A 12,580-nucleotide genomic window follows, 5' to 3' on the forward strand; every position below is an offset into this window, starting at 1 on the left:
TCAGGGGCTTTTCAAGGTTTCAATCAAAACTATTTATTATCACCTAAACAAAAAATTGTTTCAATCTTTCTTATCTTAAATCATCTTTTGTATCTTAATAGCATTCTATAAATTATGACAGCATCCGCTACACAAAAAAATCCTCTACCTAACGCTGGTAGAGGATTTTTGGTGGAAATTAGCTTAAGCCTTGGCTGTCTTTCCACTCTAAGAATTCATCATATGTTAATTGTTTATCTAAAATTGAGCCATCTTCACGGATTTCGATGACACGGTTGGCGATTGTTTGGATAAACTGATGGTCATGTGATGTGAAAATCATGGCACCTTTGAAACGAATTAAGCCTTCGTTCAATGCTTGAATGGATTCAAGGTCAAGGTGGTTCGTTGGTTCATCAAGTAAAATCACGTTTGCTGTCGCAAGCATCATTTTTGATAACATACAACGAACTTTTTCGCCTCCTGATAGAACAGCAGGGGATTTTTTCACTTCTTCACCAGAGAAGAGCATACGTCCTAAGAAACCACGTAGGAAGCTTTCTGTTTCATCGTCTGGAGAATATTGACGTAGCCATTCCACTAATGTTTTCTCAGAACCTTCAAAGTACTTGTCATGATCGTTTTCGAAGTAGCTTTGAGATGTTGTGACACCCCATTTAAATGATCCAGCATCTGCTTCTTTTTCTTCCATTAAGATATCAAGAAGGGCTGTTTTCGCCATTGGGCTACCAAGTAAAACGATTTTGTCTTCTTTGTTCATAGAGAAGCGAATGTCTTTGAATAATGTTGCGCCTTCATGACTTGCTGTCAAATCTTCTACTGTCAGTACATCATTACCGATTTCACGACCGATTTGGAAGTTGATAAATGGATATTTACGGCTTGATGGCTTAATATCATCGAGCTCAATTTTATCCAGCATTTTTTTACGAGATGTTGCTTGTTTTGATTTAGAAGCATTCGCAGAGAAGCGTGCGATAAACGCTTGTAATTCTTTAATTTTTTCTTCTTTTTTCGAATTTTGATCTTGCGCCATTTTTTGCGCTAATTGAGAAGATTCATACCAAAAATCATAGTTACCTACATATAATTGGATTTTAGAGAAGTCCAAATCCGCAATATGTGTACATACTTTGTTTAAGAAGTGACGGTCATGGGATACTACGATGACTGTATTTTCAAAGTTAATCAGGAATTCCTCTAACCATTGAATCGCCTTTAAGTCAAGGTGGTTGGTAGGCTCATCGAGTAAAAGGACATCAGGCTGACCAAATAGTGCCTGTGCAAGTAGAACTTTGACTTTGTCAGAACCTTCAAGATCGCCCATTAGCATGTAATGAAGATCATCTGAGATACCTAAACCGTTTAATAATGTTGCAGCTTCTGATTCAGCTTCCCAACCGTTTAGCTCGGCAAATTCACCTTCTAGCTCGGCTGCACGCATGCCATCTTCATCTGAGAAGTCTTCCTTTGCATAGATAGCGTCTTTTTCCGTTTTTACATCATAGAGGCGTTTATTCCCCATAATAACTGTGTCGAGCACTGTATGCTCATCGTATTCGAAATGGTTTTGTTTTAGGACAGATAAACGTTCGTCTTTGCCCATGGATACGTTACCTTCTTGGGCTTCAATTTCACCAGAAAGGATTTTTAAAAATGTTGATTTACCAGCACCATTTGCCCCAATTAAACCGTAGCAATTTCCTGGTGTGAATTTTATATTTACGTCTTCAAATAGTTTACGATCGCCATAGCGAAGACCTACATTACTAACTTGAATCATGCAAGTTCCTCCTTTTTTCACAATGGCTCTAGTATAGCATGAAATATGTTCCATAGTCTATAAACATTATTAAATCAAGGTTTGGCGTTCTTTCAATAGTTTTTGTTAAACAAAAACTGAATAAAGATACATTTTTAAAATTTTTCTTGCTGTAACTTTCTTTTAGGATGAGACGTCTACATTGTAGTGTGATTAACTGTTTTTGCAAAAGAATAGAAAAATGACATCATTTACCACATGGATATTGTTTGCTTCTTCACAAAGCTATCAACTAAAATAATGCTGATTGTTTACATTCAAGGAAACAGCGTCCTGATCATCACAGGTGTGTATGCACGTCATCCCCGATTAGCCGATCGTTCCTTTCAATCATCCCAGTTTTCGCAACTAGCATTGTCTAACAGATGGACAAAAAACACCCAATCCTCAAAAAATGATTACATTCATGAGTTTAGGTGAATCCCTTCAAACCAAAGAATTCCGTAGATGAGGCGTTTTAGTTAGCTTTACAGACATGCTTTCATATGGATGCACATGAAAATAGGACATTCAGCTCTTCCAAGAGGCGGAAATGATGATAAAATAAACATGTTTGTGGAAATATTAGTTATCGGAGGTACTTTATGGGTAAGGGCTTATTATGGACAGCCACTTGTGTAATAGTAGTTTTACTTGGGTTTGGAAGCTACTATTTTATAAAAGAAATGACGAACTCTATGGCATACAATAAATTAGTGGATGAGTATAAAAAGCCAGAGCCAATCAAAAATATAGAGACAGAGTATGATGTCATTGTCATTGGTGGTGAACCTGAGGGGGTAGCTGCGGCAGTGGCTGCGGCACGAAGTGGTGCTAAAACTTTACTGGTAGAAAAACGACAAGAGTTAGGTGGATTATTTACATATGGTATGTTGAATTTCCTTGATATTCCGCGTGATGGTCGTAACAACTCAATTAGTGAAGGTATTTTTAAGGAATGGCATGAGCTGGTGACAGGGAAAGATGCGTTTGGCATTGTTGGTGCTAAGGCTGCCTTTAAAAAACTGATCGATGAAGAACCTAATTTAACCTTGTCGGTGCAAACCGAGGTCGTGAAAGCGAATGTTCATCAACAACAATTAACGTCAGTGGAATTAAAAAATGAGTACGGTACATATGTAGTGACAGGGAAATCATTTATAGATGCCACGCAGGATGCTGATTTTGCGACCATGTCCAATGTTCCTTTCTTTGTGGGAGGAGAAGATATTGGCATAAAAGATAAACGCATGGCTGTGACATTAATGCTACATTTGAAAAATGTCGATTGGGATGAAGTAAAAAAAGCGGCTAAATCCGATGTATTTGGCGGTGCTAATTTGAATCATACCGTGATGTGGGGCTTTACAAAGCTCCATGATGAATACAAGCCTTTGCAAGAGGGTACAAGATTAAGAGGGTTAAACTTAGCTCGTGTAGATGATGAATATTTTATTAATGCATTACAGATTTTTGGTATTGATGGCTTAAATGACAATTCGAAACAAGCTGCTATTGTCGCAGGAAAGAAAGAAACGTTACACATTCTAGAATATTTACAAGCGAATTTTCCAGGGTTTGAAAAGGCTGAAATTGTTAGCTATCCAGAGGAACTTTATGTAAGAGAAACGAGACATATTTGGGCGGAATATCAATTAACGATGGCTGACCTGTGGAAAAATAGTGACCAATGGGATAGCATTGGGATTGCTTCATATCCAGTCGATGTGCAAGCACAAACGCCGCATGATTATGGGTATGTCATTGCAGCGCCAAAGCAGTATGCTATTCCTTTCCGTTCATTAGTACCGAAGGATATTGATGGCTTATTGGTGGTTGGACGCTCTGCAGGGTATTCATCACTGGCGGCAGGTAGTGCGCGCATTGTTCCGACAGGGATGGTGACAGGTGAAGCGGCAGGGACTGCGGCTGCACTAGCCATGAAAGAAGATGTAGCCTTTAGAGATATGAGCAAGGATAAACAGTTAATTGCTACGTTAAGAAAACAGCTCGACAAACAGGGAGCCTACGTTGATTCATTTTCTATGGAGTACCCATATCAAGGGAAATGGTATGATGAAGCTATTCAAACACTCATTAACTATGGCCTAGTGGTGGGTGGTTATGATAATGATTTAAAAGTGGACAGCCAGGCGACAAAAATAAAGTTTGCTAAAATGTTAAAAGAGAGTATGCTACGAGCTGGTGGAGAAAGTGCAGCAGGTATGAGTGATCAGCTCGAAATTGTCATCAATAAAGTTTATAATAATGGCGAAGAAGCCATTGAACGTGATGAGATGGCTCAATATTTGGCTGACGTCCTCATTGGTGAATCCAATACGACTAGCTGGGATACATTAATGGAAAAAGGAATTGTCACTGAAAAAGTAGCAAAGAAAATTTCAGACAATAAGAAATTAAAATTAAAAGAGATGTACGCCATCATGGCTGATGTCATTCATTATGTAGAAAAGAAACATTCCTCTTCTTGAGGAATGTTTCAGACTGTAGACAAGCTCGAAAAATTTGAGCGTTTGCCTACAGTTTTTTTATTTTACAATAATATAAAGCCGTTGATTTCCACTATGGGCAGCCTCACTCAGTCAGGGATCTCCCTTCGTTTCAAGCAACCTTTTGATTTAATCTATAGCTCATAAATGTTAACACTGAGGCTATGAGCGCTAAGATTCCACCAGCCCACGAAAGTTTGTCTAGACTGCCAGAAGCTACGACAAATCCTCCTATTGCAGAGCCTAATGCAATCCCCACATTAACAGCTACAGGGGTTAATGAGGATGCAAAGTCTTTTGCAGAGGGAGAATATCTTTCAGCTAAATCCATGAAGTAGAGTTGGACAGTTGCATTAACAGCATATAGCATGACAGCCATTAACATAATAGTCAGTAGCCCTAACCACATAGAGGACATCGTAAAATACAGAGTAAATAAGATAATGGCCTGAATAATGAACGTATAGCGCAATTTACCTAAACCATTATGCTGAGCAATTTTGCCAGCTAAAAGATTACTAAAGATTGAAAAGAAGCCATAGATTAAGAGAACAATACCTATGTATTTCGTTTCAATACCAAGTTTTTGTTGTAAAATTGGCGTAATAAAAGTATAGATTGTGTATGTTCCAGCAATCGTAAAAACAGGAATGAAGAATGCTAGAATGATTTTAGGTTGCTTAAATAAACTTAATTGCTCTGATAGTGAACTTTTTGTTGCTTTGATATTTCGAGGTAGCACAAACATGCTGATGATAAAGGCAATCCCGCCTAAAGCTGCTGTTAACCAAAATGTCATGTGCCAATTACTCCATTGTCCAACCATTGTTCCTAGAGGTACACCCATGACGTTGGCAATGGTAAAGCCCGCAAATATGAAAGCAATGATAGAGGATCTTTTTTCTTTTGGCATACTATCATTCGCTATAGACATGGCTAATGCTGTAAGTACGCCGCTGACAACAGCCGTAACAACTCTGGAAGTTATTAAAATACCATAGGAACTAGAGAGGGCACTTACAATATTTCCAAGTATAAAGAGGGAAATCAATACTAACATGAGTGGATATTTTGCAAATCTACTAACAAAACCGGTTAAGATGGGTGTACCAATCGCATAGGCGATAGCAAATCCAGAAATCAAGGAACCAGCTGTGGCAATTGGTATACTTAAATCTGTAGAGACCTCCGTTAATAATCCTACAATAACAAATTCACTTGTTCCCATGACAAACGTTAATAAGGTTAATGTGAAGGCTAAAATTTTATGTTTATTGCTAAATGCATTTTCTTTATTCATAATCAAAAAACATCACTCCTTTATATCAATATATCGAGAAATTTCGATGTATTGTGCAAATGTATAAGAAACCTAATAACTATAACGTATCTATTTATCGTGAATAATCGATATGACATTTTAAACAGAAACCCAATTTTAATCATTTTGGGTATCTGATACAAGAAACGAGGCAATTTGATGAATCGTTTCTTCTTTTAATTTATAATATGTCCATTGACCATGACGAAAAGATTCGAGAAGTCCAGCCTTTTGCATCATATTTAAGTAGTGAGAAACGGTTGATTGAGAAGTTTTAGCTTTCTCCTGAATATCACCAACACATACGCCTCCTTCGATACTCACTTTTGGGAAATGTTTCTCAGGTTCCTTCAGCCACTGTAAGATGTTTAGCCTAGTCTCGTTTGATAACGCTTTGAAAATTTCAATTGGTTCCATATCGCAATGATATATCGAATTATCTCGATATGTCAATTGCTAAGTACCGACATTATATTTTAAAAATGGTTGACGCCAATAAGGAAGTCCTGTAATATATGTCAAAATCATATAAAAATTCAATGAAGAAGAGAGTAATTGATGGACAACTGGCAAGCGAGTTAGGGTTGGTGTGAGCCTAATGCAGAAACCATGAATGAAGCGCACTTTGGAGAAGATTCTCGAACAAGTAGTAGAGAATAGCGGGGCGTCACCTCGTTAACAATGGAAAGTGGTCATATTAAATGGCAACTAGAGTGGTACCACGGGATTATGATGCTCTCGTCTCTAATTTTAGAGACGGGGGCTTTTTTATTTGGACAGGAGGAGGATCAAGATGAATAAACAAATCGCTGAAAGTATGGCAGAAGTAGTCAATCATCAATTAACAGCAGATGATATTGCGTCATTATTAGAAAAACCAAAAAGCTCGGAGCTTGGGGACGTGGCATTCCCTTGTTTTACCTTAGCCAAAAGATGGAAAAAGTCACCACAAACTATTGCAGCGGATATAGCAAGTCAATTAAACAATGACAATATCCAGCGTGTGCAAGCTGTTGGAGGCTATGTCAATATTTTTCTAGATCAACAAAAAGTGACGCAACATCATGCAAGCAAAACAATCATATGGAACTAATCAAACGGGGATGGGAGCTGTCGTCCTAGATTTTTCATCTCCTAATATTGCGAAGCCATTCTCGATGGGGCATTTACGTTCAACAGTCATTGGGAATGCCTTAGCCAATATGGCAGAAAAAAATGGTTATCAAGCGATTCGCATCAATCATTTAGGGGACTGGGGTACACAGTTCGGTAAGCTTATTGTGGCTTATCAATATTGGGGTGATAAGCAAGCCATTACAGCGTCACCAATTGTGGAGCTATTAAAGATTTATGTGCAGTTTCATGAAGAGGCAGAGCAAGACCCAGCACTGATTGAACAGGCACGTGCCGCCTTTAAAGCATTGGAAGATGGCGATGCAGAGGCACTGGCATTATGGCAATGGTTCCGAGATGTATCATTAGTAGAATTTCAATCAATATACGAGTTGTTAGGAATTCACTTTGATGCTTTTACAGGAGAAGCCTTTTACAATGACAAAATGATACCTGTTGTGACAGAACTACAAGAAAAAGGGCTCCTAGTGGAATCAGATGGGGCGTATGTTGTGGAGATGGAGGAAATGCCTCCATGCTTAATGACGAAAACAGATGGAGCCACGCTTTATGCGACACGCGATTTAGCTGCCGCCCTGTATCGCCAACAGCATTACCAGCCAGAAAAGATTTTCTACGTTGTTGGCAATGAGCAGTCCCTCCATTTTAAACAACTTTTTCAAGTCATCGAAAAAATGGGCTATGCTTGGGCCGAAAATCTACAGCACGTCCCATTTGGGATGATGCTCAAGGATGGCAAAAAAATGTCGACCCGTAAAGGCAAAGTGGTGTTATTAGCAGATGTGCTAGCAGAGGCCATTGCGACGGCGAAGCGTAATATCGAAGAGAAAAATCCCCATCTTCCTAACAAGGAGCGAGTAGCCCAGCAAGTTGGGGTTGGCGCTGTTATATTTAATGATTTGAAATACCATCGCCTCAATGATATTGAATTTTCGATCGAGCAAATGATGAATTTTGAAGGTGAAACAGGTCCTTATGTACAGTATACGTATGCCCGTCTTTGCTCCATTTTAGAAAAAGCAAACGCCCCAGCTGAAGTGATAACCTTCCAGCCAGTAGGAGAGCAGGCTTGGGCGATTGTTTTATTACTGGAGCAGTTTCCGAAAGTGGTAGCTACGTCTTTTGATCAGGCTGACCCGTCCCAAATAGCGAAATATGCCTTACAATTGGCCCGTTTATTGAATAAATATTATGCCCAACAGAAAATATTAGCGGATGATGAATATCAAGCGTCACGTCTAGCACTTTGTTCATGTATTGCGATTGTCTTAAAAGAATCATTCGCCTTATTGGGCATTGAATTACCTGAAAATATGTGACACCTACTGAATCAAGATAAAAAACAGCCATTTTCAAGAAACTGTCCCAAGATTGACCGTCTATCGAAAACATGGTAAAAGGAGAGAGGAATAAATAAACAAACTCTTTCAGCAATGAATGTTGAGTGGCAGTAGAGAGGATATTGAACAAATGGCAAAAAAACAATGGACCCTTTCACTTATACTAGTGGTCATCAGTATATTTTTTGTTGCACTCAATATGAGACCGGCAGTAACAGGGATTGGCCCACTTTATAATGTACTGATGACATCCTTACATGTCTCCAATACAAGTATGAGTTTTCTGACATCCATCCCCGTTTTTTGTATGGGGTTATTTGCACCATTGGCTGTACCGCTTCAGCGAAAGGTTGGCACGAAATCCGCCATAACATTTTTAGTGGCTATTCTCGTCCTTGCCAATGGGCTACGCCTTTTACAAGAAAGCTATGCTTTGCTCATTGTGACAAGCTTTGCGGCAGGCTTAGCCATTGCGATGATTGGTCCTATTTTAAATGCCTTTATTAAGAAAAAGTTTCCACAGCGTTTTACGACCGTTATTGGCATTTATTCCTTCGGCATTGGCGTAGGTGCTACATTAAGTGCGGCCTTAACGGTGACATTTTATCAAAGGTTCGGCAATAGCTGGACCGTCGCTCTTGGGATATGGGCTCTACTTGCATTAGGGGCGCTAGTTATTTGGTTATGGGCCATACCATCACAGCAAAATAAACAAGTTCTGAAGATAACGACGACTGAATATGCTCGTAATCCTTGGACATCTGGACGTGCTTGGGCAATCTTACTGTACTTTGGCTTACAAACCTCGCTGTTTTTTTCGATGATGGCGTGGCTTACACCGCTGTTGCAGGATAAAGGCTTATCACTAGAAACAGCAAGTGCTATGCTGACGTTTATGTCTATTGTGCAAATGATCGGCAATATTGCAGTGCCGATGCTCATGGAAAAATGGTCAAGTCGAATGGCATGGATACTGGCACTAGGCTTTGTGGGATTAATTGGTTTCACGCTATTATGGCTTATGTCAGGTGCCTATTTATGGCTTGCTGTTTTATTAATCGGCATTGTTCTAAGTGGTCTATTTCCAATTGGCTTATTGTTACCGCTGGATGAAGCCAAAAATGATCAGGAGGCTAATAGTTGGTCATCCATGGTGCTATCAGGTGGCTTTATGCTGAGTGCGATTATTCCCATTATGATTGGGGTTTGCTATGATATCACAGGCAATCATACATGGACTTATATCATCTTTTTACTGTTGATGGTGGGCATTATCGTATCGACAGGACTGTTAAGAAAAAAATAATCGAAGAAGACATGTGAAGCAATGCGCATGTCTTTTTTAGTGAAAATTATTTTTAGGTCCAGTTATCCTCCAATCCTCATAGCAAATTTCGTATTTCATAAATAATAATAGGTAGAATGAAATATATTTAGCGGTGTTGTCGCATTTCCCTAACATTGTTATAAAAATAATAATATTATGTAAACTTGAAACATCACAAATCCTTGATTATGATAGATAATAGAGAATGATGAATAGAAAGTTTTGGTGAAGGTATGTATAAAAAAATGCTCGTGTTAGGAGCGACAGCTTTCCTCGTTACAGGCTGTGACAGTCAAATAGGCACAGGCTGGTTTCAAAGTAAAAATGCGGAGGTTCAAACTGAGGGGACAGTGACCAAGCAAGAGGAAAAAATTGTCCCAGAGGTCAAAGTCATCGGAGAGTATGGTGTTGGGGCAGGTATTATTATCAAGCAGCAGGACGATCAGCTGTATATTTTAACAAATGGTGCATTAGTTGCTTCCAAACCGACGGCCCTTGTTCAGTTTGGTCAGGACAAGCTAATGGCAGCAAATGTACATGTCATGTCAACAGCTCATAATCTAGCACTTCTGCAAGTAACGTATAAAGCGAATGTGCATGTGCCAAAAACGTATGAAGGTGAGCTGAATCAGCTAGCCGTTTATGTGAATGGCTTGCCCTACACGATTCAGAAATATCAAGATAAGGTAGCGGCCTATTATATAGATGTGAAACAAGCTATGCCTTTAGGAAGTCCTGTGATGGAGGCTGAAAACGGAGCCATTGTCGGACTATATTTTAATCGTCAACAGCAAGGAGAGTCCCAGCCATACATATTGCCGATGAAGGAAATCCAATTATTCGTGGATAAATGGATTGAAGATGGTATGAAAGCAAGTGTACGATTGTCCCAATCCAAAAATTTATATCCCTATATAGAACAAGGTGACAAAGAAGCTGTACAGCAAGCAATTGAGCAATATGGTGAGAATGTGTTTGCGTATAATACAGATGAAATCAAGCTATTTTTAGATACGTTCCATAAGCATTTAAAGGCGGCTGTGGCCATTCAGGATGCGAGTGTCATGAAACCAATTGTCGGAACAGAGGATTTACAAGAGACCTTGAATAGCATGGTTGCTTATTATGCTTCCAAACAAGCCAAGATCCATTTCTCTAATACGGATATTCAAGCTATTCGTATAGAAGGCCAGCATCTTATTCTACGTGCCAAAACGGAATATGTTTTGACGAATGCTGCAGGGCAGGAGGCACTTGCCCATTCCATCATACTGTATGAAATCGAAAAAAATGAACAGGGCGAGTACATGCTACTTCGTCTAACAAACGAGGAGTGAACTTTGCATGGAGCAAGCAAGACAAATGCTACAGCATCATTTTGGCTATGAAGCCTTTCGCCAAGGACAAGCCCAAATTATAGAACAAACATTAAGAGGGCTGTCGAGCCTTTGTGTCATGCCAACTGGTGGAGGGAAATCCATTTGCTATCAAATTCCGGCATTAATGCTAGATGGGTTAACTATTGTCATTTCCCCCCTTATATCTCTGATGCAAGATCAGGTGGAGGCTTTACGTGCGGCGAACATTCCTGCCGCCTATATTAACAGTACGTTGTCGGCACAGGAAGTAGATGAAACAATGCAACTAGCGAGCGCAGGCTATTTAAAACTTCTCTATATTGCGCCTGAGCGATTGGAAAGTGTATCCTTTCTGCAAGCACTATCCTATTTACCTGTGCCGTTAATAGCGGTAGATGAGGCACACTGTATCTCGCAATGGGGGCATGACTTTAGACCAAGCTATCGCTCCATTCAAAAGCTGTTTACACTATGGCCACAAAAGCCCGCGGTTTTAGCGCTGACAGCCACTGCGACACCAGCTGTCTGTGATGATATTCGCCAATTACTAACGATTGATGAGCAAGCGACAGTCATGACAGGCTTTTCACGTGAAAATTTGGCGCTGTCCGTACTAATTGGTGAAAATAAAGAACGTTATGTAAAAAATTATGTACAACAAAATAAACAGGAAGTCGGCATTATTTACGCAGCCACTCGAAAAGCAGTAGACGCGATTTATGACATGCTGAGTCGTTCTGGTGAAGCGGTTGCGAAATACCATGCGGGTCTGTCAGAGGACTTGCGAATAGCTGAGCAGGAGCGGTTTTTAAAAGATGAAGCACGTATTATGGTAGCAACGAATGCTTTTGGTATGGGGATTGATAAAAGTAATGTGCGCTTTGTGTTGCATTATCAAATGCCTCGTAATATGGAGAGTTATTACCAAGAAGCGGGTCGTGCAGGACGTGATGGTCTGCCGAGTGCCTGTATTTTATTATATGCTTCTGGGGACGTCCAAACACAGCGTTTTCTAATTGAACAAACACAGGATGAAGCACGTATAGCCCAAGAATTAGCCAAGCTCCAAACGATGGTCGATTATTGCCATACAGAGGGCTGCTTACAAAATGCGATTTTATCCTATTTTGCTGAAGAGCCAGAGGAGCCTTGTGGGCGCTGTAGTAATTGCAATGATGGGCGAGCAGTGACAGACGTGACTGAGGATGCACAAAAGGTGTTAGCCTGTGTGGTACGCATGGGACAAAAATTCGGCAAGACCATGGTGGCTCAGGTGTTGATTGGCTCTAAAAATCAAAAAATAGCGGAATTTGGCTTTGCACGTTTATCGACCTATGGCATCTTAAAAGGAAAATATGCCTCAAAGGATGTTTCGAACTTTATTGAATTTTTAATTGCGGAAGGTTTACTTGCTGTGAAGCATGGGACATTCCCAACCATATATGTATCAGCGAATGGCAAGGAAGTACTGCTTGGCAAACGACAGGTTATGCGCAAGGAAGCTGTCGCAGTGAAGAAGCTGGTGGACAACGATCCTTTATTCGAACATTTACGCGTATTGCGCAAAGAGATTGCAGATGAAGAAAAGGTGCCACCATTTGTAGTGTTCTCTGACAAAACATTGCGTGATTTATGTGATAAGAAGCCAGCCGTACTGGAGGATTTACGACAGGTGAGCGGTATTGGTGAGGTAAAATTTGATAAGTACGGTAAGCAATTCTTTGACGCATTACAATCGTTTTTAGAAGCTTCCGTGTAATAGTGCTTATTACGTAGAAAGAGGTGTCTC

At 39.9% G+C, this 12,580-nt stretch carries 7 protein-coding genes, 1 pseudogene and 1 other annotated feature; of the genes and pseudogenes, 5 read left to right on the forward strand and 3 right to left on the reverse strand.

Annotation, left to right across the window (positions count from 1 at the left end; translation table 11 throughout):
• Positions 1-178: 178 nt before the first annotated feature.
• Positions 179-1,783 (reverse strand): ATP-binding cassette domain-containing protein, encoded by a 1,605-nt coding sequence (locus V6670_RS11205; protein ID WP_036125988.1) that lies wholly within the window; start codon positions 1,781-1,783, stop codon positions 179-181.
• Positions 1,784-2,406: 623 nt separating this feature from the next.
• Here V6670_RS11205 and V6670_RS11210 point away from each other — a divergent pair.
• Positions 2,407-4,293, forward strand: a complete 1,887-nt coding sequence (locus V6670_RS11210; RefSeq protein ID WP_338654384.1) for an FAD-dependent oxidoreductase — start codon at positions 2,407-2,409, stop codon at positions 4,291-4,293.
• 130 nt (positions 4,294-4,423) lie between these two features.
• On the opposite strand, the gene V6670_RS11215 is transcribed toward V6670_RS11210, so the two are convergent.
• The gene (locus V6670_RS11215; protein ID WP_141904497.1) at positions 4,424-5,611 is read right to left on the reverse strand and encodes an MFS transporter; all 1,188 of its coding nucleotides are present in this window, start codon (positions 5,609-5,611) and stop codon (positions 4,424-4,426) included.
• Positions 5,612-5,749: 138 nt separating this feature from the next.
• Complete coding sequence (locus tag V6670_RS11220; RefSeq protein ID WP_131520404.1) at positions 5,750-6,049, reverse strand: metalloregulator ArsR/SmtB family transcription factor; 300 nt, start codon at positions 6,047-6,049, stop codon at positions 5,750-5,752.
• A 113-nt stretch (positions 6,050-6,162) separates the two neighbouring features.
• Positions 6,163-6,381 (forward strand) — a binding site (T-box leader).
• A gap of 44 nt (positions 6,382-6,425) precedes the next feature.
• Here V6670_RS11220 and argS point away from each other — a divergent pair.
• The 4 genes and pseudogenes from argS to recQ all read left to right on the forward strand — a co-directional run bounded on the left by argS (position 6,426) and on the right by recQ (position 12,550).
• Positions 6,426-8,085, forward strand: a pseudogene (argS, locus tag V6670_RS11225) (arginine--tRNA ligase).
• A gap of 118 nt (positions 8,086-8,203) precedes the next feature.
• Positions 8,204-9,412, forward strand: coding sequence for an MFS transporter (locus V6670_RS11230; protein WP_338654391.1), 1,209 nt, complete (start codon positions 8,204-8,206; stop codon positions 9,410-9,412).
• A gap of 254 nt (positions 9,413-9,666) precedes the next feature.
• On the forward strand, positions 9,667-10,770 hold the full coding sequence (locus tag V6670_RS11235; protein ID WP_141904393.1) for a hypothetical protein: 1,104 nt from the start codon (positions 9,667-9,669) through the stop codon (positions 10,768-10,770).
• Positions 10,771-10,777: 7 nt separating this feature from the next.
• Positions 10,778-12,550 (forward strand): DNA helicase RecQ, encoded by a 1,773-nt coding sequence (recQ, locus tag V6670_RS11240; RefSeq protein WP_338654393.1) that lies wholly within the window; start codon positions 10,778-10,780, stop codon positions 12,548-12,550.
• Positions 12,551-12,580: the final 30 nt, after the last annotated feature.

Source organism: Lysinibacillus sp. Y5S-8, assembly GCF_036894365.1.
Classification (GTDB): Bacteria; Bacillota; Bacilli; order Bacillales_A; family Planococcaceae; genus Lysinibacillus; species Lysinibacillus fusiformis_D.